This is a genomic window from Mariniphaga anaerophila (assembly GCF_900129025.1).
Classification (GTDB): Bacteria; Bacteroidota; Bacteroidia; order Bacteroidales; family Prolixibacteraceae; genus Mariniphaga; species Mariniphaga anaerophila.
Map to the genome: position 1 here is coordinate 291,804 of NZ_FQUM01000003.1, position 24,658 is coordinate 316,461.

17 protein-coding genes, 1 tRNA gene and 1 riboswitch are annotated in these 24,658 nt (G+C 41.8%); of the genes, 10 read left to right on the forward strand and 8 right to left on the reverse strand.

Going from position 1 to position 24,658, the window contains the following annotated elements; all coding sequences use genetic code 11:
- Nucleotides 1–28 precede the first annotated feature (28 nt).
- A complete protein-coding gene (locus tag BUB08_RS07300; RefSeq protein WP_073000864.1) occupies nt 29–928 on the reverse strand; it encodes a fructosamine kinase family protein in 900 nt (299 codons plus the stop codon).
- Between the two features lie 146 nt (nt 929–1,074).
- Here BUB08_RS07300 and BUB08_RS07305 point away from each other — a divergent pair, with 146 nt between their 5' ends.
- The 7 genes from BUB08_RS07305 to BUB08_RS07330 all read left to right on the forward strand — a co-directional run bounded on the left by BUB08_RS07305 (nt 1,075) and on the right by BUB08_RS07330 (nt 11,749).
- A complete protein-coding gene (locus tag BUB08_RS07305) occupies nt 1,075–1,635 on the forward strand; it encodes an RNA polymerase sigma factor (RefSeq protein WP_073000318.1) in 561 nt (186 codons plus the stop codon).
- A gap of 237 nt (nt 1,636–1,872) precedes the next feature.
- Nucleotides 1,873–2,874 (forward strand): FecR family protein, encoded by a 1,002-nt coding sequence (locus tag BUB08_RS07310; protein ID WP_073000320.1) that lies wholly within the window; start codon nt 1,873–1,875, stop codon nt 2,872–2,874.
- A 107-nt stretch (nt 2,875–2,981) separates the two neighbouring features.
- Nucleotides 2,982–6,557: a TonB-dependent receptor gene (locus BUB08_RS07315; RefSeq protein WP_073000322.1), complete on the forward strand. Its 3,576-nt coding sequence runs from the start codon at nt 2,982–2,984 to the stop codon at nt 6,555–6,557.
- A gap of 24 nt (nt 6,558–6,581) precedes the next feature.
- The gene (locus tag BUB08_RS07320) at nt 6,582–8,300 is read left to right on the forward strand and encodes a RagB/SusD family nutrient uptake outer membrane protein (RefSeq protein ID WP_073000323.1); all 1,719 of its coding nucleotides are present in this window, start codon (nt 6,582–6,584) and stop codon (nt 8,298–8,300) included.
- 169 nt (nt 8,301–8,469) lie between these two features.
- Nucleotides 8,470–9,024, forward strand: a complete 555-nt coding sequence (locus tag BUB08_RS20670; RefSeq protein ID WP_262493941.1) for a sulfatase-like hydrolase/transferase — start codon at nt 8,470–8,472, stop codon at nt 9,022–9,024.
- Between the two features lie 5 nt (nt 9,025–9,029).
- Nucleotides 9,030–10,040 (forward strand): sulfatase/phosphatase domain-containing protein, encoded by a 1,011-nt coding sequence (locus BUB08_RS20675; RefSeq protein WP_262493943.1) that lies wholly within the window; start codon nt 9,030–9,032, stop codon nt 10,038–10,040.
- 329 nt (nt 10,041–10,369) lie between these two features.
- Nucleotides 10,370–11,749: a sulfatase gene (locus BUB08_RS07330; RefSeq protein WP_217651572.1), complete on the forward strand. Its 1,380-nt coding sequence runs from the start codon at nt 10,370–10,372 to the stop codon at nt 11,747–11,749.
- 140 nt (nt 11,750–11,889) lie between these two features.
- Here BUB08_RS07330 and BUB08_RS07335 read toward each other — a convergent pair whose 3' ends face one another.
- The 7 genes from BUB08_RS07335 to BUB08_RS07365 form a co-directional block, all read right to left on the reverse strand.
- The gene (locus tag BUB08_RS07335; protein WP_073000324.1) at nt 11,890–14,331 is read right to left on the reverse strand and encodes a TonB-dependent receptor; all 2,442 of its coding nucleotides are present in this window, start codon (nt 14,329–14,331) and stop codon (nt 11,890–11,892) included.
- Between the two features lie 41 nt (nt 14,332–14,372).
- A riboswitch (TPP riboswitch) is annotated at nt 14,373–14,468 on the reverse strand.
- A gap of 60 nt (nt 14,469–14,528) precedes the next feature.
- Nucleotides 14,529–14,948 (reverse strand): acyl-CoA thioesterase, encoded by a 420-nt coding sequence (locus BUB08_RS07340; protein ID WP_073000325.1) that lies wholly within the window; start codon nt 14,946–14,948, stop codon nt 14,529–14,531.
- Nucleotides 14,945–15,988 carry a glycosyltransferase family 2 protein gene (locus tag BUB08_RS07345; protein ID WP_073000327.1) on the reverse strand — a complete coding sequence of 348 codons (1,044 nt, stop codon included), beginning with the start codon at nt 15,986–15,988 and terminating at the stop codon, nt 14,945–14,947. The genes BUB08_RS07340 and BUB08_RS07345 overlap by 4 nt, the downstream gene beginning before the upstream one ends.
- 8 nt (nt 15,989–15,996) lie before the next feature.
- On the reverse strand, nt 15,997–16,473 hold the full coding sequence (locus BUB08_RS07350; protein WP_073000329.1) for a hypothetical protein: 477 nt from the start codon (nt 16,471–16,473) through the stop codon (nt 15,997–15,999).
- Nucleotides 16,474–16,561: 88 nt separating this feature from the next.
- Nucleotides 16,562–17,371, reverse strand: coding sequence for an inositol monophosphatase family protein (locus BUB08_RS07355; protein WP_073000330.1), 810 nt, complete (start codon nt 17,369–17,371; stop codon nt 16,562–16,564).
- Nucleotides 17,372–17,416: 45 nt separating this feature from the next.
- Nucleotides 17,417–18,715 carry a tRNA (N(6)-L-threonylcarbamoyladenosine(37)-C(2))-methylthiotransferase MtaB gene (mtaB, locus tag BUB08_RS07360; protein WP_073000332.1) on the reverse strand — a complete coding sequence of 433 codons (1,299 nt, stop codon included), beginning with the start codon at nt 18,713–18,715 and terminating at the stop codon, nt 17,417–17,419.
- A 58-nt stretch (nt 18,716–18,773) separates the two neighbouring features.
- On the reverse strand, nt 18,774–20,108 hold the full coding sequence (locus tag BUB08_RS07365) for a PhoH family protein (RefSeq protein WP_073000333.1): 1,335 nt from the start codon (nt 20,106–20,108) through the stop codon (nt 18,774–18,776).
- A gap of 106 nt (nt 20,109–20,214) precedes the next feature.
- On the opposite strand from BUB08_RS07365, the gene BUB08_RS07370 reads away from it, so the two are divergent.
- The 3 genes from BUB08_RS07370 (at nt 20,215) to BUB08_RS07380 (ending at nt 24,608) form a co-directional block, all read left to right on the forward strand.
- Complete coding sequence (locus tag BUB08_RS07370) at nt 20,215–21,510, forward strand: bifunctional folylpolyglutamate synthase/dihydrofolate synthase (RefSeq protein WP_073000335.1); 1,296 nt, start codon at nt 20,215–20,217, stop codon at nt 21,508–21,510.
- Nucleotides 21,511–21,590: 80 nt separating this feature from the next.
- A tRNA-Val gene (locus BUB08_RS07375) sits at nt 21,591–21,665 on the forward strand.
- 336 nt (nt 21,666–22,001) lie between these two features.
- Complete coding sequence (locus BUB08_RS07380; protein ID WP_083570640.1) at nt 22,002–24,608, forward strand: TonB-dependent receptor; 2,607 nt, start codon at nt 22,002–22,004, stop codon at nt 24,606–24,608.
- Nucleotides 24,609–24,658: the final 50 nt, after the last annotated feature.

Below are 24,658 nucleotides of genomic sequence, written 5' to 3' on the forward strand. Positions count from 1 at the left end.
TTTTTGATTCGTCGTTTCGCTTCTGGAGTCAGATGTATTTTTTTGCTATTTGCAGAGCCTGACTTCTGTATCCGCCTCCAAAAAGATAGTAGTGGTTCAATACATGATACAGTTGATAGAGCAAATTCCGATCTTCCCAGTCGTGAGGCAAAGGAAATACACTGTTGTATGCATCGTAAAAGCGCTGAGAAAAGCCACCAAACAATGTCATAATTCCCATTTCCATTTCGCGGTCTGCATAATAAGAAGCGGGGTCTATCAGCGCCGGACCGTTAACTGTATGCATGTAATTTCCCGACCATAAATCGCCATGAATAAGAGATGGCGAAGATTCTTCCGGAACAAGCACCGGAATTTTTTTCAGCAACTGATCGTATGTTTTTACCTCGCTTGAAGGAAGAGGCCTTTCTTTTTGAATAAGTTCGAGTAGAAAACGAAGACGGTTTTCACCAAAGAACTCCGCCCAGTTATTTTTCCACGAATTGTTCTGAGGAGTTGCCCCGCAGTAATTATCTGCGTTAAACCCAAATTTATCAGCGGAGCATTTGTGAATTATTGCCAGCCCTTGCCCCAAAAGCTCATCAGAGTTGTCATTGGCATATCCGGGATTCAGGTACTCCAAAACAAGAAATCCTGGCGTGGAGCCGACTTTTTTCGCTGCAAAAACTTTTGGTACGCACAATTGTCCGCTCGCAGCCTTTCGCAATTCTTCCAGGCTTTCTGCTTCCCTCAAAAATATATTAGCTTCGCAGTCGTGGTTCCATTTCAAGAAAAAAGTACCTGCATTTGTGTCAATCTTTGAAGCATTATTAATGCAACCTCCTCCCAATGGATCCGAAGAAATGATTTTGACTTCAGCACCCAATTTTTTTGAAAGCAGTAATTCTACTTCTTTAGTATTGAGTTTTTCGTTCTTTAAGTATCTCATAATTTCTGTTTTCTCCATGTTTATATTGGCAAAAAAAATCGCTTTTTGCAACATGTAAGTTAACAGAATAAAAATAAAGGAGATTTGCGGCACCACAAGAAAACAAAAGAAAAAACTATATTTGCTTTTGAGCTAACAGACCGAAAGTGGAAGATAACAATCTTTGGGAAAATATAAAAAAGGGAGATCGAAATAGATTTAAGGAGTTGCATGACAAGTACTTTCATCAAATGTATTTGTATGCATTTAAATCGGTAGATGGCGATTCCGGATTGGCCGAAGAATTAGTGTCGGATTGTTTTATAAAAATTTGGGAAAACCGGAAAAAATTGAATATCGAGACCTCTGTAAAACACTATCTTTTTATCATTTTGCGCAACGGAATCATTGATCACCTCAGAAAACAGAAAGTGTTTACAGAACCAATCCCTATGGATATAATGGCGCCGGGAGACGAAAAAGATTTTGATGATCAGAGACAATATGTGCGTTTGTACATGGCCGTAAAGAAATTACCTGAGCAATGTCGCAGAGTATTGGAGTTGGCAGCCTTCGAATCTTTATCTTACCAGGAAATTGCAGATAGTTTGCAAATTTCAAAGAATACGGTAAAAACTCAAATGGGGAGAGCATATAAGCAGCTAAAAGAGATGCTTGACCCAAAGGATTTCAATTTCTTTTTGATGGTTTGCGAGGGCCTGTTTTAGACCTTCGTGAAAGAGCAACTTCCAGAAATTGTTTTTTTTGTTCGGCTGATTATCAATGTTGTAAATTCTGTTTTCAAAAACACTCAAAAAAAAATTGTGTTTTTGTCACCCTGGGCTGTCCTTTTTTTCGTCCTTTATAAAATGACAGATAAAACGAAGTTTGACTTTTTTCGTTTAGAGTAGATTAATCTTATGAGTGGCTGCCGCCAGTCGTTTTTGTGCAAAATAGAATATTGAATGAATAAAACTAATCAAGATAGAATCTGGGAGCTGGGTGTGGCTAATATATACAATGAAGCCGGTAAAGAGGAGAAAGAAGAACTAAAGCTTCTTTCTGAAAATGCTGATAATGAAAAAGTAAAAGAAAGCATTGCTGGAATCAGAGAAAAGCTCGGCAATACTGGTTCGCTGCAAAATAGCTCTTCCCTACTTTCTTGGGAAAAGATCAGTCAGCATCTCCGAAAAAAACAAATCAAGTTGCATCTCACCCTTTTAAAATATGCCGCAATTATAATATTTGCATTTGGTGTTGGAATCTTATTTCAGAAATATTGGAGTTTTAAGCCAACAACTTCACCTGTGTATACTGAGGTTCGTGTTCCGTTTGGGCAAATGTCTGAAATTACGTTGTACGACGGTACGCGTGTTTGGCTCAATTCGGGTACTACTTTGCGCTATTCCGACAGCTTTGGAACATCCGACAGAAAAGTGGAGTTGATTGGCGAAGCTTTTTTTAAGGTAATGAAAAGCGAAATTCCGTTTCGTGTGAAAATAAAAAACAATGAAATAGAGGTTTTGGGAACTTCCTTTGCTGCAATAGCTTATCCTGATGAGATTTTTAGTCAGGTTACTCTTGTTGAAGGTTCGGTTCAAATAAATGATAGGCAGGGACGGGCATTAACGCATCTTAAGCCCAAACAACAGGTGAACCTTCCTGATGATGTAAAAAAGAAGATAACAACTACAGAAGTAAATACTGCTTTTTATGAAAGTTGGATAAATGGTGAAATTAAATTTGATAATGAAAAATTGGTCGATGTTGCCCGCAGGATGGAGCGTTGGTATAATGTGGAAATTTTTTTTGAAAGCGAGGAAGTTAGTGCTGTTCGATTCACCGGAACGGTGTTGAAGAACAAGCCCATTGATCAATCAATGAAAGCTATTTGTATGCTTCTTTCGATAAACGCAGAATACCAGAACAACCTCAATACAAAGGATGTAATAACCATATCAAAATAATAGCTTATGAAAAATTAAGAACCTATGAAAAAAACGGCGAATATGCCCCACATATCCGCCGTCTCGATTAAAACAAAATGTAGTAATCTTTAAAAGTTTTTAAATTTATGAAAAACCAGACAAAGTATGCCGAAATAAGACGGCAATTTGAAAAACTATTGTTAAAAATGAAGCTAACATTAACCGTATTATTGTTCTGTCTTGCCGGAGTATCGGCTTCTACCTACTCCCAGAACACACACCTTAGCATTTCATTAGAAAATGGTAATATGGTAGAACTCATTCAACAAATAGAAGAGAAGAGTGAGTTTTTTTTCTATTACCAAAAAGAAGAGCTCAATGAGCTGGAGGACATGACCGTTAAGTTTCGCAATGCCACAGTCATGGAAATTCTTGACGAAGTAACGAAAGGAACGCAGTTTGATTACACTGTAATTGACCGTTATATTGTTGTGAAGAAAAAAGGTAATGATTTTGGTGATGAATTCGCGGCAGCTCAAAAAGGCAACGACGGACTGCAGAAGTCTGTTTCGGGGCAAGTAGTGGATGTAGAAAAGCGCCCCCTGCCAGGTGTAACTATAGTTGTAAAAGGAGGAATACAAGGCACTATTACTAATTCTGAAGGCGAATATACCATTGTCGGAATCAGTGAGGATGATGTTCTTGTTTTTTCTTTTGTAGGAATGCGCCCCAAAGAAGTTCCCATAAACGGGCAAACGCGGATAAACGTTATTATGGAAGAGAATGTAATTGGGTTGGACGAGGTTGTTGCAGTAGGATACGGTGTTCAGAAAAAAACAAACTTAACCGGCTCTGTTTCCGAAATTAAATCGGATCAAATAGAAATGCGGGCTGCAAACAGCACCGCCCAGGCGCTTCAAGGACTAGCTTCAAATTTGAATATTGATGTTAATAACACCGGCGGCTCTGCCGACGCATCAATGAAAATCAATATACGAGGACTCGGTTCGTTATCAACATCAAGTCCGTATATTTTGATTAACGGAGTGCGGGCTTCTGATTCAGAACTTTCTGCATTGAATCCGAACGATATCCAAAATATATCGGTATTGAAAGATGCCGCATCAACAGCGATATACGGAGCGCAAGCGGCCTACGGAGTTATTTTGATAGAAACAAAAAAGGGAAGTACAAATAAAGAATTTGAGATTAGCTATTCAAATAACTTGAGGATAAAAAAGCGAATTTTTGTCCCCGATTTTGTTAATTCAGTCAAATACGCAGAAGTTCTTAATATCGCAACTAAAAACTACAGCGGGCAGGTGGCAATTGGCGAAGAGCAAATGGAGAAGATTCGTGCCTACTACGAGGGACGAATACAGGAGCAAACCGAAGCCGATCCTAATAATCCAAATCAATGGCTTGGAATTCAATCGGGAACTTCCAACGGTTGGTTCTCTGGTTATGCAAATTCCAATTGGTGGGATGTTATTTTCAAGGATCAGGAATTCGCACAAAAACATGATATCAGCGCCAGCGGAGGAACAGAATCAATTGCTTATCATATTTCGGGCAGCTTTTTTAATGATAATGGTGGTTTGAAGTACGGAGATGAAAATGAGTATTTTAAAAGGTATAATTTCGATAGTTACATAAGTGCAAACATTACCGATTGGCTGAAGATTTCGAATAATACCCGTTTTTACCAGGAGAACAATAGTTTTCCGGCTACCCTGGAAGGAGGAAGCAGAGGACGGTTATACCACGATGCAATGCGTTTTTCTCCGCTTGCGCCATACAAAACACCGGCTGTTAAAGATGATCAGGGAAATACTGTCGTTCCCGAACAATTGGCATTATTGCCTGCCTGGCTCGAGAATAATGGATTCAACGCATACAACGAAAACAACTTGGTTTCCACTTTTAAAGCAGAGGTAAATCTCACAAAAGGGTTAGTACTAAAAGGAGATTTCTCGTTTAAAAAGATTTTTTACGACCGTACTTTGAATTACAAAAAATGGTCACTTTTAGGCCCTGATGGTAAACCTTCAATAACATACCAGGCAAATAATAACCGAATTCTAAAAGATATCCGAAAAACAGATTATATATCTTTCAACGTCTATGCCGACTATCACAAGTCGATTGGCGAAGATCATAACTTTGGCTTAATTGCAGGCTATCAGCAGGAAGAAAACAATTACTTCATGCTGGCAACGTCTCGTCAGAATGTTTTATCCAGCAACCTGAACTCGTTAAATGTGGCGATTGGCGATGTTATCGGCCCCGATAATCCTATAACCTCCTGGGCTACTTTGGGAGCATTTGGAAGGTTAAGTTATAATTATAAAGAAAAGTATTTGTTCGAATTTAATGGTCGTTACGATGGTTCTTCCAAGTTTGAAGAAGGAGACCGGTTCGGGTTTTTCCCATCTGCATCATTCGGATACAACGTGCATAAAGAGAATTTCTGGAAATCCGGAGTAAGTGAATTCATAAATACCTTTAAACTTCGTGCTTCATACGGGAAACTGGGGAACCAAAATGTTAGTAGTTATTTGTATCTGTCAAGTATTCCGATCGAAACAAGATTGAATTGGGTTGTTGACGGTACCAGACCAAATTATTCAGATATGCCAGGCATTGTCAGCCCCGATATTACCTGGGAAACATCTTTGACTAAGAACCTGGGCGCAGATTTGTCGTTCCTGAATAACAGACTTTCTGCTTCGTTTGATATTTACGAAAGGCAAACAGATAACATGTTTGGACCATCTGGTGCACTGCCTGCCGTTTTGGGTGCCAATCCTCCGCGAACCAACAGCGCTTCGCTAAAAACCACCGGATGGGAGTTTACTGTTGGATGGAGAGAAAAGATCAATGACTTTTCTTATCGATTAAATTTTATGTTGTCTGACAATACCTCAAAGATAACCAAGTATCATAATCCGAATAAAGTGCTGACTACTTATTATGAAGGACAGGTTATCGGAGAAATATGGGGATTTGAAGTGGATGAACTGTTCCAGACAGAGACTGAAGTGGAAGAATACCTCTCTGAAGTAGACCTTTCCTATTTCGGTTCAGGTTGGCAGCCGGGAGATGTCAAATATAAAGATTTGACAGATGACGGAAAGGTAAATATTGGCGATAACACAAAGGATAAGCCGGGCGATAAAAGGATTATTGGCAACAGCTCGCCCCGTTATCGTTTTTCTTTAAACGGAGGATTTACATGGAAAAATGTTGACGTTAATTTCCTTTTTCAAGGTATTGGAAAACGGGATTATTTCCCGAGTGATTATGCAACTTTGTTTTGGGGGTGGAATGGCAGAGGACATTCAAATATTACAGAACCTGTGCTTGATTTCTGGAGTAAAGAGAATCCGGATGGTTACCTTCCTATTCCTTTGGATAACAGAAGTAGCAGTGGTTCCGGAAAAGACAGGTACGCTTCAACCCGCTACTTGCAAAGTTCATCATATGTAAGGCTTAAAAGTCTTTCAATAGGGTATACTATCCCCCAGTCAATAGTTAATCGCGTAAAAAGTGTAAAAAGAATGAGAGTCTATTTTAATGGCGAAAATCTGCTGACATTTACCAAGCTGTGGAAAAATTTCGATCCTGAATTGGCCCAGGTTACCGGAGACGGATGGATTGGTGATAGCCGGGCTTATCCTTTAGCCAGCGTTTATGGCTTTGGAGTAAATATTACCTTTTAAGAACAAATATTAAATACTTAGGTTATGAAAAAAATATTTCTATTTATATTTTTAATAAATATACTTTTCGCCTGTACTGATGTTCTGGATAAAGTTCCATTGGATGAAATTACAGAAAAAACATACTGGACTTCTGCTTCAGATCTGGAATTATACATGAACAGGTTTTATCCTGGTTTTAGAGGAACGGTTAATTACCATGAGTTGGATAATAACAGCGATAATTTTCAGCCGGTTACTCCCAATGTAGTACTAAATGGAACGCGGTCTGTACCTGCTACCGGTGGAGGCTGGAACTGGTCAAACATACGGAGGATAAATTATTTCTTGGAGAATGCAGATAAAGTAACAGAAGGGATTAAGCACGAATTGAACCATTATAAAGGCGAAGGATATTTTCTCAGAGCTTACTTGTATTTCGATAAAGTACGACAATTTGGAGATGTCCCCTGGTACAATAACGTGTTGAATATTGATTCGGAAGAACTATATGCAGCAAGGGAACCTCGGAATGTGGTAGTGAATCATATTATTGAAGATTTGGATATGGCTATTTCTCTTTTGAAAGACAAAAGTGAAGTAAGCCCAAACAGGATTAACAGAGAAGCAGCTTTGCTATTAAAATCAAGAATTTGCTTATACGAAGGAACATGGGAAAAGTATCATGCAGGTACAGTTTTCGGAGTAAATGGGTCAGATGGAGGCGAGTATCTGTCACTTGCGGTTCAGGCTTCCGGCACACTAATCAGCGAAGGAAACTTGTCACTGTATTCAACCGGAAACCCCGGTGATGACTACTGGCAGCTCTTTAGCCACGACGATTTGCGTGGAGTTAATGAAGCGATATTAATTGAGACCGTAGATCCTTCACAGGAGTTGGGGACATGGACCTGGAGCTACCTGAATGGAACGCGTGGAAATGCCACCGGTATTACAAAATCGATGATCGATTCATACCTTGCAGAAGACGGTTTACCCATAAGTCTGAGTAATTTGTATAAAGGTGATACAACATTGACACAGGTGATTCAAAACAGAGACCCGCGATTGAAGCAGTCGATTTGGGTGCCGGGCATGATACAGATTGCTTCCAACCCTCCGGTTGTTTTTAGCGCTCCTCCGCTACAAAAGGGAGCTACCGACGGGGCATCAACTGGTTATATGGTTCGAAAAGGTTCAACTCCTGACCCGTCACAAAATACCGGATCGTCTTCAGATCGGTACGGAAAAGTGGATGGCATGGTGTTCCGATATGCCGAAGCACTGTTGATCTATGCCGAAGCCAAAGCTGAGTTGGGAACTCTTAAACAGGAGGATTTAGATAAATCTGTCAACCTGATACGAGCGCGGGTTGGAATGCCCGGGTTAGACCTGAAAGTCGGATATACTGATCCTAATTGGGAATTTCCGGAGTTGAGCCCGATTATTAACGAAATAAGAAGAGAACGCCGGGTTGAGTTTGCATTTGAAGGCTATCGGCACGACGATTTAATGCGCTGGGCTGCCACCAGTCTGATAAAAGGAAAACGCCTGAAAGGAGCAAGGTTTATTTTAGGGAAATCTTTCCCTGGTATCGAAAATCAAATTAGCGATATTCTGGTAGATGAAGATCGTTATATCGACAGGTACAAAAATTCATTGCCTAATGGGTTTAAGTTTAAAGAGACACGAGATTATTTGTCTCCGATTCCAACAACGGAAATTACGCTGAACCCGAATTTGGAACAAAATCCGGGTTGGTAATTCTCTGGTTAGTTATAAAAAGGGGTGCCGCGTGGTGCCCCTTTAAAGTGTTATGTTTTCGTTTCCAAAAAGACATCAGGCTCCAAGAAAGAATGCTATCAACCTATATCCCCCGAATTTTGGCGTTTTTAAAAGGATGCGGACTACATTGTATTGAAATTTGAAAAATATGTTACATCGCAATTTTTTGGGCTGTTTTGGAATGAACAGCAAAGTAGGGCTCATGTTGTTGAGTATGTTAATATTTCAACTTAGTTGTAAACAAAAAGAAGAGCCATCGGAAAGACCGAATATTCTTTTTATTATGACCGACGATCATTCTTACCAGACCATTAGTGCTTACGATAATTCGTTGATTGAAACTCCGAATCTTGACCGCATTGCCGAAGACGGCGTCATTTTCGCAAACAGTTTTGTTGGTAATTCAATTTGTGCTCCCAGTAGGGCAACCATGCTAACCGGTAAGCATAGTCATAAAAACGGACAAATGACTAACAGCAATACATTTGACGGAACCCAGGTTACATTTCCAAAGTTGCTGAAAGATGCAGGTTATCAAACTGCGTTGGTTGGAAAATGGCATTTGCGGAGTTCTCCAACCGGATTCGACTATTGGAATGTATTGCCGGGGCAGGGGGAGTATTATAATCCGGACTTCATTGAGATGGGAGAGAAAAAAAGTATGACGGATACTGTACTGATATTACCACAGAACTGGCTTTAAACTGGCTGGGTAATAGAGATGAAGACAAGCCTTTTTGCCTGTTGTTACACCACAAAGCGCCGCATCGTACGTGGCAACCAAATGCCATTTATTTTGAAGAGTTTAAAGATAAAACATACCCTGTTCCCGAGAATTTTTTCGATGATTACCCCGGGCGCAGCGCGGCAGCAGCGCAACATATGAGTATCAGAACCAACGATATGGATATTCGTTACGACTTAAAGATGCAAGATGAGCAAATTAACTCTCATTTTCCTGAAATGAACCATATCGCGCGAATGAATGAGTCACAAAAAAAAGCATGGGAAGCGTATTACGATCCCATTAAAAAGAATTTTTTGGAGAACAAACCAGAAGGAGACGAATTGAGCCTGTGGAAGTATCAGCGCTACATGAGGGACTATCTTGCCTGCATCCGTTCTGTTGATGAAAATGTAGGACGTGTGTTGAATTACTTAGAAAAAAATGGATTGCTGGATAATACACTGGTTGTGTATACTTCCGATCAGGGATTTTACATGGGCGAACATGGGTGGTTTGATAAAAGATTTATGTACGAGCAGTCGTTGCGTACACCCCTGCTAATGCATCTTCCGAAAGGATATGAACAAAAAGGTGAAATACAGGAGTTAGTACAAAATATTGATTATGCTCCTACATTTCTTGATATGGCCGGAGTTGAAGTTCCAGGAGAGGTTCAAGGAAAATCATTAAAGGAACTATTGCAAGGAAATAAGGCGTCTGCATGGCGTGATGCAGTGTACTATCATTATTATGACTTTCCCAATGAACACATGGTGAAAAAACATTATGGCATCCGGACCGAACGCTACAAGTTGATTCACTTTTATGACGATATTGATGAGTGGGAGTTATATGATCTGGAAACTGATCCCGACGAAATGAATAATCTGATTCACTCTGAACAGCATGTTGCTACAGTTGCCCGCCTGAAAAAAGAACTGAAAAAGTTACAGGAACAGTATGGTGATACAACCTTTCCGGCATGGCAATAAATAAAGGTGACTCCAAATTAGAAAACGATTAGCAGAAAAGACCTGATGACTAACTCAAAAACAAAACAGATGAAACTAACATGTAGCTATGTTTCACAAACAAGAATAATTTAAACTATAGTTCCATATAAATAAACTTGCAAATTCTATCGAATGCCTTTGATATAGATGATAGAATGAGATAAATGCATTTGAAAACGTACAATTTTAATGAGATGAAACATTATCTAATTTCTTTACAAAAACCAATGCTCCTTCAGAACATATTCGTTGTTCTTTTGGTATGTCTTTTAAATGTTTTTACATTAAAAGGGCAACCCGCAGAAAAAATGAATGTACTATTTATTATTTCAGACGATTTAACCACTACAGCTTTATCTGCATATGAAAATACCACGTGTCAGACACCGCATATTGACCGCTTGGCTGCTGAAGGAATGGTTTATACCCATGCGTATAGTCAATTTCCGGTTTGCGGTCCGTCGCGGGCATCAATGATGTTTGGGTACTATCCTAATGCTACCGAAACATACGGGTATGTTAGCGGGCGAAAAAATGTAGGCACCGAAAGATACTCCTGGGCTGAACTCTTTAAAGAGAACGGTTATTATACTTCCCGAGTGAGCAAAATTTATCACATGGGAGTGCCCGGGGATATTGAAAAAGGTTCGAATGGGACAGACGACGAAGCATCCTGGACAGAACGTTTTAACAGCCCAGGGCCGGAGTGGAAAGCCGAAGGTGAAGGCGAATTGGTGCAAAACAATCCTTATGGCAGCAAACCAAGGCGAGGAGGAAACGTGATGACCATTGTAAAAGCCGATGGAGATGACCTTGCCCATTCTGATGGAAAAACGGCAGCAAAAGCTTGTGAGCTGATTCGGAACCATAAAAATGACCCTTTTTTTCTTGCTGTGGGTTTTGTGCGGCCACATGTACCTTTTGTTGCTCCGCGGTCTTATTTTGAACCTTACCCTCATGAGCAAATGGTTTTGCCTCCAATGGTAGAGAATGACTGGGACGATATTCCTGAAAGAGGGATTAATTATGTTACCAGCGTTAACGCAAAAATGTCAGAAGAACAGGAAAAAAAGGCTGTTGCAGGATATTATGCTTCTGTTTCGTTCATGGACGCCCAGGTTGGTAAAGTGCTGAGAACGCTCGAAGAAGAAGGTTTAGAGGAAAATACAATTGTAGTTTTTACATCAGATCATGGCTTTCATCTGGGAGAGCATCGCTTCTGGATGAAGGTAAGCCTGCACGAAGAATCAGTTCGGGTTCCGCTAATTATAAAAGTGCCGGGAAAGGCTCCGGGCGTTTGCCATTCCTTTGCGGAATTATTGGATTTGTATCCAACTGTTGCCGATTTAGCTGGGCTCAACGCATCACCCCACCTCCAGGGCAAGAGTCTGGTTAAAACGCTGGACAATCCATCGAAAAAGGTGAGAGACATGGCATTTTCTATATCGGTTCGCGGAGACGAAACGGCCTTTTTGTTGCGAACCCGTAAGTGGGCTTATATACAGTATGATGAAGACGCCAGTGCTGGGATGGAATTGTTCAATATGGAGTATGATTCGAAACAGTATAATAATTTGGCGTACAACCCTAAATTCCAGCATGTGGTAAAAGAATTTCAAGCAAAATTGCGAGAGAAATTGGAGGAAGTTAGAGATAATGATTTGGAAATTAGTTACAAGCAAAAATAGGGTAGCGACAATTTCAGGCAACAAGATGAAAGGAATAAAGCTTCATTCGATACTTCCAATAATTTCTTACTAACCACATAAACGCAAAAAGTCCGATGAGCCTTACTCACCGGACTTTTTGTTTGTGGCATAAATCAAGATTAAAACTTTAAATCAACTCCTACCATAAAATGGCGGCCGGCCTGGGGAAAATACCCATCCATTTTGTAGCGTTCGCCGCCAAAAATGTACGAATATACCCAGGCATTACTTTCGTACTCTTCGTTAAAAAGGTTGTTTACCATAAAGTGAAGCGCTACCTCTTCAAACAAATTTGTTTTGAATGAATAGTCCACTTTCAGGTTGTTAACAAAGTAAGCATCCAGGCTTCGGTCGTTGTTCGAAGAATTATCGATGTACTGTTTCCCCACAAAAGAAGAAATAAAACTAAAATTGAGGTTTTTTACCGGTTCGTAAGCCACTTGGCTGTTTGCAACTACGTTAGGAGAAAAAGCAATGTTTGTTGTTCCCAGTTCAAATTTTTCGTGTCCTCCGGTGTCCCAGCTTTCCACGTATTCCGTAAAGTTTTTAATTTTATTCCGGCTAAAAGTGGCATTCCCCATCCATTGCAAATTGTGCGCAATAACAGCCCCAAGTTGAATTTCCATGCCGGCGCGGTAGCTTTCATCTACGTTTGCGGTAATGGCATTGCCAACGTCGTTGATTTCTCCGGTAAGTACCAACTGGTTTTTGTAATTCATGAAATAAAAATTTAAGTCGCCTGAAAAGCCGGATGTTTTTATTCCATATCCCAATTCCCAATCGTACAATGTTTCAAAAACAGGAGGTTCGTCGCCTTGCCGGTTGTCAATGTATGCAGAGCGGTTGGGCTCGCGGTTGGCTGTGGCAAACGAAAGGTACAAATTCTGGTTGTTGGCCGGTTGGTAGAAAATTCCCAGTTTCGGGTTGAAAAAATTGAATTCATGTTCCTGCGAAATGTCGCGCAAGTCGTCGTCAATTCCGTCGATGGTATAATCAATACGGCGGTATTGTACATCGGCAAACAGGTTCAGCATTTCAGCCAGTTGGTAGTTATATTTCGCAAACAGGTTGAAATCCTTTTTTAGTCCGTTGTTGTTATACCACTCGTGGTTATATGTTGTGTTTTTTGAAACCTTCGACCAAAGCACATTCCCGTAATGGTCGCCGTCGTAAGTATTCCATCCACCGCCAAAAGTAAAATCGTTTTTTTCGTTTTGAAAGTTTAACGAAAATGTGAGTCCGTAAAAATGGTTATCCAGCCATTTCCTGTTAATCAAATCACTTTTTCTGATGGTGTCAGTGCCATAAATTATCTCCGGAATCTGATATTTTTTCAGTTTGTCGTCTTCTTTAAAGTTTTCATAATAACCTTTTCCCCTGGTGTAAAAGCCCGATGCATTCAGGTTCAACTCCTGGCTGAATTTGTGCGAAAAATGCAACTGGTAATGATCCTGCTGGTAGAAATCCACCTGGTTTTCGTAGGTGTACAGGTTGTATGTCCGGCTGTCGGAATTTATCATCTCCTCGGTTTGCTTGGCCGAATAAAGCCAGTGGTCTCCATATCGCTGCATTCCTTCCAAATCGTTATTCAAACGAACAGACGGAACGCCATTCCACGATTGGTAAGTTGTTTCAACGCCTGAAAAAATATTTGCTTTTAAAACGGTGTTTCCCGAATAGTAGCCACCAGAAACAAAAAACGATTTTAAATCGGAAGAGGCGCGGTCAATAAAGCCATCGGAATTTACTTTCGAAAGCCGAGCGTCCAGCGTAAATTTTCCGTTCAGCAGCCCGGAGCCTGCCGACACTGTGTTTTTGAACGTATTAAACGAACCTCCTGCTGTTTTATATTCAGCATAAGGCTCTTTTTTCAGGGTGTTGGTTTGCAGGTTGATGGTGGCTCCAAATGCCGCAGCCCCGTTTGTCGATGTTCCCACCCCGCGCTGTATCTGCACATTTTCCAGAGAGGAAGCCAGGTCGGGCTGGTCTACAAACCATGTTCCGTGCGATTCGGCATCGTTCAGCGGGATTCCGTTTACCGTAACATTTATGCGGTTCAGGTCGGTTCCGCGAATGCGAAAGTTCGTATAACCCACGCCCGCACCGGCGTCGGATGTAGGGACAAACGACGGGGTTAGCTGCAACAAATAAGGAATATCCTGCCCCATGTTGCGTTCTGCTATTTCTTCGCCGGTAATGTTGGTGTACGCAACCGGTGTTTTGTCTTTGGCCCGGGTGGCCGAAACCAGCACTTCGCCGGTCATAACAGAAGCCGGCTCCAGATTGAAGTTGGATACTTGTTCTTCAGGAACATTTACAGTCAGCTCCTGGGTTTCGAAACCAACAAACGATGCTTTTAGCGTGTACTTACCTTTTTTCAGATTACTAAATTCGAAGCTGCCATCGCTTTGTGCCGACACCCCTAAAAAAGTGTTTTCAACCATTACACTTGCGCCGGGAAGCGGTTCTCCGTCGCCTTTAATAGTCCCTTTCAAATTGTATTGCCCCATAGCGGCAATAACCATCAGCTGCAAAAGCAGCCAAAAACTTAAACGTTTCATTTTTAGAAAATTTGGTTATTAAACTAACCAATGGAGTGGGACGCATCCCTTTTGCCCTCCCTTCGCCGGCATTACCCGGATCAGGTTCTGTGGGTATAATCTCAGCCCTTAATGTTAAGGCACCCCCATTGCATAAATATCGGCGGCAAAGGTAGAAAATATTTGAAAAAGACAAATTTGACTTATATACTACACCCCTATTCCTTAACGAAAAATTTCTCGATTGCTTTTTTGTATTCTTCTTTAATCCTGGCCGGCTTCATTGTTTTTTTATCGACAAACAAACCTTTTTGTTGGGCGACAGTGCACACTTCGCCTTTTTCGTTTAAAAAACGGAAATCCAGAATAAGCGAAGCGTTAAACATTTGCGAAACCCAGATTTCAATGGTAACTGTGTTGTTTAGGTAAAGCGGTTTTTTATACCGGATGTGTGTTTCGGTAATAACGGGCAAAATGCCTTCGGAAGCAGCCAAATCAAAAGCAGGCAGTCCCGCCGCTTCAAGCAGTTTTACGCGGCCGTTTTCGAGCCACTGTATGTAAATAATGTTGTTAACGTGTCCTACAAAATCGATATGATAAGTATAGATTTTTTCTTCGAAAACTAATTTCTCTTTCATTTTTCGGGATTAAAATTCAATTCTGAAAATTTGCTTTTCCGCTGAATGAAAAAATTCCACATAATACTTTTTCGGTACACCTCGGGGTGATGTTTTGCCACTGCAAGCGGAAGTAAGCTTTTTCTTTTTTTGATAAGTTTGCCCAGATTACGGTAAAACGAAACGTGAGCTTTTAACACCGCCCACGAGCCATGGAAATAGAGCCTGACTAAAAAGTTTACGGCTGCAACGCCATCCAGAACCATCCGGGCAAAAAAGATGCGGAAAAAGTAGCTGCGGGGAAGGTTTTTGAAAAGCACGAACAGGTTGTTCCTGAAGTTCAGGTAAACTTTTTGAGGGCTGTCGTACGACAATGTTCCTCCGCCCAGATGAAAAACAACACTCTCGGGCTGGTACGCAATTTTGAAACCCTGATTTTTCAATCGCCAGCAAAGGTCAATTTCTTCCATGTGTGCCCAAAAATCGCCATCGAAACCACCTGCTTTTTTAAACACATCCGCCTTTATGAACATGCAAGCTCCGCTTGCCCAGAAAATGGGAGTAGAAGTATTGTATTGGCCCAAATCGGCCTCCATTTGGTTTAGAATCCGGCCACGGCAAAACGGGTAGCCAAACATGTCGATAAAACCACCGGCAGCTCCGGCATATTCCAGTTGGTGCGGTTTTTCGTAACTGAGGATTTTTGGCTGAATAGCGGCCAGATATTCATCTTCTTCCAGCATTTTTATGCAGGGAGTTATCCAGTTTGGGGTAACTTCCACATCTGAGTTCAGCAGAATAAAAAATGTTGCATCAATATTTTTAAGTGCCTGGTTGTAACCTTCGGCAAAACCGTAATTGTTTTGAAGTTCGATAACACTGACTTCGGGAAATTTTTCTTTTATAACTTTTACCGAATTGTCGGTAGAGCCGTTGTCAGCAACGTAAATTTGGGTGTCAGCAGATTTTGAGTTGCGAATAACCGAGGGCAGAAATTTTGGGAACAGTTTTTCCCCGTTCCAGTTGAGAATTACAATGGCAATTTTGTTGTTTTCGGGCATGAGTATGGTTAAGTAATAAGTAGTTTGGAGATGACTGCAGCCAGGCTCTCTTTTGAAATCGGTTCCAGAATCTGAGCTAATTTTTCAGTTTTCTCCGGATCCTCAGTGTTTAAAAGATTGTCGATTTCTTTTACCTGTTTTCCTGTAAGCTCGTCTGCCAGCAGTTCCTTTAATTTTTGCTGTTCTTTTTTTGCGTGCGGAAGCCCCAGCGTTTCCAATTCGGTAATAATAGCTTCCAGAATTTCTTTGGCTTGCATCTTAACAGGATCCTTGTCTTTGGCCGATCCACCTGCCGATGTGTCGCGCAAACTCCAGCTGGAATAGTCGTAATGCAAATTCTGAATCATTTTCAGTTTTGAACTGTCTTTTCCGAAAATGCGTTCCAGAAAAATTTCCGTCCGGTTTTTCCAAGCCTCCAGGTCGAATTTCTTGTCGTAAAGGCGTTCTACCTGTTCTTTCAACAAAGCAATTTCTTTATCAGCCATTTGAAATATTGTTTTGATGCAATTTACAAATTAACGTAGAATTGGCTGGCAATATACCTAAAAATGGCCCGAAACAGAAGTAAATAAATCAGGAGTGCCCCAAATATTTGTTGACGATGGAATAAAAATCGGGGTAAATAGCCTCGCTGCAAGCCACTATTTCTCCTCCATACAGCCAGTTGTCGGCTCCGTTAAAGTCTGAAACTCTGCCGCCTGCCTGCTGAAGGATGAACGCCCCGGCTGCAACATCCCACGCATGTAGCGCGTGTTCGAAAAACGCATCGAAACGGCCTGCCGCAACGTACGCCAAATCTACGGCAGCAGAGCCAAACCGTCGCAATCCGCGTGTTTGCTGCATCAGTTCTTTTATGGCACCAATGTAGTTGTCCACGCGTTCGAATGCATAATAAGGGAATCCTGTCCCGATGAGCGTGTCGGCCAGATTGCTTGCCGTGGATACTTTTATTTCCCGATCGTTTAAAAATGCCGGGCCGCCCTTCCATGCATAAAACATTTCGTTTTGTCCGATTTCAAACACCACTCCTACAACCGCCTTTTCATCTTCCATTAGCGCAATGCTGACCGAGTGTGGCGCAATGCCGTGAATGAAATTTGTAGTGCCGTCCAACGGGTCCACAATCCATTTGTATTTTTCTCCGGAATACGATGCAGTTCCTTCTTCGGTGATAAAACCGCTGCCCGGAATTAATTCCCCCAATGCTTCCACAATGCGGGCTTCAGCAGTTTTGTCAACGTAGGTAACCAGGCTGGCAACACTTTTTAGCTGAACATCTTTTTCTGAAACTTTCTCGCGTTCGCCCCGAATAAAGCTTCCGGCTTCGCGGGCTATTTTCTGAACTTCGTTACAAATGGAGTGGTAGTCGGTTGCTGGTGTCATCTTTTTTATTTTGATTGTTTTTATGCAGTGGCGCGGACAATAATTTTAGAATTTTATGGATACATGCCCGTCAGGAAGAATAGAGGTTAATTCTACTGTTCCCAGTTCGTTTATTAATTCTTCCCGGAAAGGTGTGTCCACTTTGATGTAATTCTCGGTGAACCCACTCATGTTTTCGCCTTTTTTTTGCGATTCGAACAGCACTGTTTGCTTTGTTCCCAAATGCTTTTCGTAAAATGCCCTTAGCTTTTTTTCTGAAAGGTTGATGTACATGTTTGTGCGGTGTTTCCGATCTTCCACATCAACTTTCCACGGGATTTTCAGCGCCTGGGTGCCGCTTCGTTCCGAGTAAGTAAAAGCGTGCAGTTGCGAAATATCCATGCTGTTAATAAAATCGTACGATTCCTGAAAAAGCTCTTCTGTTTCGCCGTTGGTTCCTGCAATTACATCAACTCCAATAAAAGCGTGCGGAACCACTTCGCGGATTTTACAAATGCGTTTGGCAAACAGTCCGGTAGAGTATCTTCGTTTCATCAGGGAAAGCACCTCGTCTGAACCCGATTGCAGCGGAATATGAAAATGGGGCATAATTACTTTGGAGCCGGCAGCCAGTTCAATAATTTCGTCTTTCAGCAAATTCGGTTCGATAGACCCCAGCCTCAAACGGTGCAGTCCTTCAACATTCTCCAGCGCTTTTAGCAGATCGAGAAAGTTTTCGCCGGTTGTTTTTCCGAAATCCCCGATATTTACGCCGGTTAGCACAACTTCTTTGTATCCCTTTGCTACTGCTTTCCGGGCTTCATTTACGGTATTCTCAATGCTGTCGTTGCGGCTCCTCCCGCGGGCGTAAGGAATTGTGCAGAAAGAGCAATAATAGTCGCACCCATCCTGTATTTTTAGGAAGCTGCGGGTGCGGTCGCCCCACGAAAATGCCTTGTGGTAGCTTTTTATGTTGGCAAGCCGGGTTGTTTTTATCTCGGTTGTTTTGCGCTTTTCAAGATTTCCCAAATGGGCTGGAATATTGAATTTTTCCTGTGTTCCCAAAACCAAGTCCACGCCTTCTATATGACCTACTTCCTCTGGCTTGAGCTGAGAATAGCAGCCCACAACAATTACCATGGCGTTGGGATTTCTTTTAACCGCCTGCCTTACTATGTGCCGACTGGCTTTGTCGCCCTGGTTCGTTACCGAGCAGGTATTAATAACATAAACATCGGCTTTCTCTTCAAAATCTACCCGCTCAAACCCCACTTCTGTAAACTCCCCGGCAATGGTAGATGTTTCAGAGAAGTTGAGTTTGCACCCCAAAGTGTAGAACGCGGCCTTTTTCCCTTTATAATCCATTTAAAATCATTCTAAATAAAATGCAAAAATAGAAAAAAGGCGCTGATGGCGAAACAAATTACAGCAGGTTACTTGCCATTTCGGCCAGGTAACTGCGTTCTCCTTTCACCAAATTGATGTGCGCAAACAGATCCTGGTTCTGCATCCGGTCGGTCATGTAGGCCAGTCCGTTGGATTTCATGTCCAGGTAGGGCGAGTCAATCTGTTGCAAGTCGCCGGTAAATACCATTTTTGTACCTTCTCCGGCGCGCGTAATAATGGTTTTTATTTCGTGCGGAGTAAGGTTTTGAGCTTCGTCAATGATAAAAAACGAATTGGACAAACTGCGCCCACGTATGTATGCCAACGGTGTGATAACGAGTTTTTCGTCCTTCTGCAGTTCTTCTATCCGTTGGTATTCCTGGCTCCTGGGGTTAAATGCATGTTTTATGACCGAAAGGTTATCGAAAAGCGGTTGCATGTACGGATTAATTTTTTCCGAAGCATCGCCCGGCAGGTAGCCCAAATCGCGATTGCTCAATGCAACAATGGGGCGCGCCAGCAGAATCTGATCGAACGATTTGTTCAGCTCAATGGCTGCAGCCAGCGCCAACAGTGTTTTTCCGGTTCCGGCTTTCCCTGTGAGAGCAACCAGTTGTATGTCGGGATCCATTAATACATTTAAGCTGAATGTTTGTTCTGCATTGCGCGGCTTAATTCCGTAGGCAGGCTTTTTTTCAACCCGTAAAACGCGGTTATTTTTTGAATCGAACCTCGCCAGTACGCTGGAATTATTTCCCTTCAGAATAAAACATTCATTGGCTTCGGGCTCAAAATTGAGCTTTAGTTGATTTGATTCAACTGAGCTTTGCTCGTAAAGCAGGCTTATTAAATTATCATCAAAATTTTCAATCGTTTTTAGCGTTTTGTCCAGAACATTTTCATCGGTAACTTGATCTGTTTTGTAATCTTCTGCCGAAATTCCCAGCGATTTGGCCTTCATGCGCAGGTTAATGTCCTTGCTCACCAAAATCGATTTCCGTTTCGGATAAGTTTTGGTCATGTAGTCTGCAATAGCCAGAATACGGTGGTCGGGAATATCTTCCCGGAACGACTCTTTCATTTGTTCCGAAAAAGGTTTTCCTGTTTCAATCCGCAGTTTCCCTTTTCCTTTTCCAAGAGACTTGCCCCCGTTAAAAAGTTCGTCGCCCACAATTTCGTCCAGTACACGCACAAATTCCCGGGCCTGATAGTTGATTAGATCATTCCCCCTTTTAAATTTATCCAGTTCCTCCAGCACGGTTATCGGAAGGATAATATCATTATCCTGAAACTGGTAAATACAGGTGTAGTCGTGCAAAATTACATTCGTGTCGAGGATGAAAATTTTGCTTTTGCTGGTTTTGCTTAACATGGTAGTATTATTGATGTTTCCGAAATGTATATAAATTAACAGGATTTATTCTTACGTATTTCAATTTTTAATAAACTTGCAGCGGTTAATAAATTTATTTTAAAAATTGGACTATTCAGATACTCTCGAATTTTTATTCTCGCGGTTGCCCATGTTCCAAAGGATCGGGCCGGCCGCATATAAGGATAACCTCGATAATACGGTAAAGTTGGATGACTTTTTTGGCAATCCATCCCGTAAATTCAAAACCATACACGTAGCAGGAACCAACGGCAAAGGCTCGGTTTCGCACATGCTGGCAGCGGTGTTGCAAGCAGCAGGATATAAAACAGGACTCTATACTTCGCCCCACTTAAAAGATTTCAGGGAAAGAATCAGAATAAACGGAGAAATGATTTCTACCGATGAAGTAGTGGCGTGGACAGAGAAGTACCGTGCCAACAATGAATTGTTAAATATCGATCCGTCGTTTTTTGAGCTAACCGTTTCCATGGCTTTCGATTACTTTGCGCGGGAGAAAGTTGATGTTGCAGTTGTGGAAGTAGGGCTGGGAGGCCGGCTCGATTCTACAAATATTATTACGCCCGAAGTGAGTGTCATTACCAATATTGGGATGGATCATATTTCGCTTTTGGGAGACTCGCTGGAAAAAATTGCCCAGGAAAAGGCTGGTATTATAAAAGCGGGCATTCCGGTGGTAATTGGTACTACCCAGGTTGAAACCAAAAAAGTGTTTGATGAGGTTGCCGCACTAAAACTGGCTCCGATATTTTTTGCGGACCAGGAATACGAAGTGATGTATGGCATGACCGATTTGGATGGGAACCAGCTGCTGTCGGTCAGAAAAGACGGGAAAAAGCTGTATAATCAGCTTAAGCTGGATTTGAAAGGAATGTATCAGAAGCTGAATTTGCCGCCCGTTTTGAAAACCGTAGAGTTGCTGCGTGACATGGGGTGGGATATTTCGGAAGAGAATATGTTGCGCGGCCTGGCAAGCGCCCGGAAGATGACTAATTTGATGGGGCGCTGGCAGGTGTTGGGTTACAATCCTCTGTTGGTATGCGATACCGGACACAACGCCGAAGGAATGAAAGAGGTGGTTTACCAGATGAGCCAGACTCCTTACGAAAAATTGCACATCGTTTTGGGCGTGGTGAAAGACAAAAATCCCGAAAGATTATTGAGCCTGATGCCCACTGATGCCGAATATTACTTTACAAGAGCCGGAATTCCGCGTGCCATGGAAGAAAAAGAATTGGCCAGGATTGCCGCTGGTTTTGGGTTACATGGTTCTACATCTTCTTCTGTTTCAAAGGCTTTCGATGCTGCTCGTGGCAATGCAGGTAAAAATGATATGGTTTTTGTGGGCGGAAGCACATTTATTGTTGCAGAAATTTTGTGAAATATTTTTGCAGAACTAAAAATAGGTTTTATATTTGCAGCGCCTTTCTGAAAAACGAGGGTGAGTTCAAAGAAAAAATAGGGAGCTTAGCTCAGCTGGTTCAGAGCACCTGCCTTACAAGCAGGGGGTCACTGGTTCGAATCCAGTAGTTCCCACAGCAATAAAAAATTGAAGAGTTAGATGAAAATCTAGCTCTTTTTTTTGTCGCAAAAAAACGGAATAGTTGTTTTTTTAATCCCAGAATAGTGGCTTCTGACAATCTGAAAATGAAGTGCAAATTTGAATGAAGAAGATTCATGTTCGTTTCATATAATTTCTGAATAAATCCGCTAATCCACACAGATTGATTTACTGCAAATCGTAGGGTTTAATTATTAAAAGTTAAAATTGTCCATAACCCATAGCTATTTCCCTCTCCTAACGATATTTTACTATTTTTGCCGCCAATTAAAGACATGCATATCTTTTATAGAAATTAACAACGAATTTTCATGAAAAAGACAATATTACTTATATGTACTTTCTTATTGGTAGCTTTTGTCGGTTTCGCCCAAAAGGGCTCGCTCAGTGGCGTGATAAGCGATAAAGCAACAAACGAAAATATACCGTTTGCCACCGTTGCTCTTATTAAAGCAGGTGAGGAAAATGCATATGCGGGAAGTGTTTCAACCAAAAATGGACATTTTATTATTGAAGATATTCCTTACGGATCTTATAAACTGTCGGTCTCCTTTATCGGCTACAAGTCACAGGAATTACCGGGAATTACAATTACCTCCGGCAACAAAAATATCGACATGGGAACAATTGCTCTTGAGCCTGACCTTATTGGTATTGAAGCCGTGGACGTGGTTGCTGCATCGAGAACATCGACAAACAAAATAGACCGAAAAACCTACCAGGCTTCTGATTTTGAAACTGCAAGAGGAGGAACAGCTATCGACGTGCTGAGCAAGCTTCCCTCGGTATCTGTGAGCAGTGAAAACGAGATTTCGGTGCGCGGATCGTCTGATTTTGTTGTATACCTAAACGGGAAACCTGCCAACACCTCCGCTTCTGTGCTGCTGGGACAAATTCCCAGCGAAAATATAAAGAACATCGACATCATTACCGTGCCCTCTTCCAGGTATAATGCACAGGGGAAAGGTGGTATTATTAACATCACCACAAAACGCAACACCAATAGCGGCCTCACTGTTATGGCCACCGGAATGCTGGGAGGAACACCCTGGGAAAATGCAACCGACGTGTTCAGTAATCACGATATTGACAACAACAGGGGAAACGGTGGCCTAAGTCTGAATTACAACATGGACAAGCTCAGCCTGCACGGAGCAGTGAATTATACCAACCGGCACAACAAAGGAATTGGCGACATTTACACCTATATTTACCAGGACGAAACACAACCCTATCAAGGCAACTATTACATCCTCGACGGACTGGGAGCACGCCCCAAGTGGGATGAAAACCTGTATACCAATATCGGAATGGATTATAAGCTGGGTAGCAATTCGCAACTATCGGCCAATTATCTTTATTCAAAGCGACATACCGGACGTGCTGCACACTATAAATATGATACGTTTTTCAGCAATACTACCTCTGGTGCTCCCATTGATGAAACCCTGTATGAATTGTATAACCCAAACGAAATCCACCGGAGAGGTCATTTCCAAAATATTGGGGTGGACTATTTTTGGGAAAGCAACAACAACTCAGCCTTAAATATCTCGTTCCTTTACGAAGACTCAAACCTGGAGCAAACCATCGATAATAAGGAGTTTGCATATACAGGCGAACAGCAATATTACGACTACAATTCCAACGATGACGGTAATCCGGTTTTTCATTCGTATCAGCGCGACGAAACGCCACTGGATGCTTATCGTTTTGAAATGAATTATCAGAAAGATTTTGATAACGGAAATTCGCTTAATCTTGGGGCTGTATCGGAGTTGGTGCGTTTGGACGGAATTTATGAATACGATACGATAAATATAAGCACCGGTAATTTTGCAGGCTATGATTACTTTAATAATACCATTGATTTAAACCGCGATATTTATGCTGCTTTTATTGAATATTCGGGAACAGCAAATAAGCTGCAATATATTTTGGGCGTGCGTTTTGAATATCTCGTTCAGCAAATGAATGTAAGCAGCACCAGGTATTTTGAAGAGGTTTACGATGTGTTTGGTGAAATTGGCCGTGATTTTAACGAGACTAAATTCAAACAAAATCAATTTGATATTTTCCCAACGCTTCATTTAAGGTATCAGGCCACCGAAGCTGATGTAATTTCACTTGCAGCGAGTCACCGGGTTAACCGTCCGCCGGCCAAAGACATGGCTCCTTTCTTATATCGTCGACACCAGGAGATTTTCGAAATGGGCGACCCTCTTTTGGAGCCTGAATACAGCTGGAATGCCGACCTGACTTATCGTCGTTTACTGGGCAAACACAGCCTGTCGCTTACCGGCTTTGTGCGTTCAACTACCAATGCCATTTACCGGGTGAACCGTTTGGATTATGGCCTTGCCAACAAAGGAGGGGTATTGCTTCGTAGTTTTACCAATGCAGGAACACACGTAGCTGCAGGTGGTGAACTGGGATTAAATTTTGATATTTCGAGTAAAGCAAAACTGTTTCTCGGTGGCTCACTTTACCAGTTTTCAGTAGAATCGAATAAAACACTATTGGGCGACCAAAGTAGCAGCAATAGTGTAAACTGGGATGCTAAATCGAACCTGAGCTGGACAATTCTTGCACCGTTGAAATTTACCATCGATTACTCCTACAAATCCGGAACGGTTACTCCGCAGGGCAAAGACCTGAAGTTTCAGATGATGAACGCTGCTCTGAACTTTACACCCAAACAACTTCAGGGCTGGAACTTCTACGCCAAAATGCTGGATATTATCGGCACCAACCAGGCAGGTGGATATACCGGTGCTACGGCCAATGGCATGGATGTATTTCAACGCGACTGGGTGTACGATTATGAAGGACAGATCGTGGAAATCGGGGCGTCATTCACCTTTAATCAACGAAAGGAGCAAACGAAACAACGGCTGATCGGGGACAAGTATTTCTAAGGCGATAATACAAAAGGCCAAGGCATTACCTGTTTTATCTCATGTGTTTT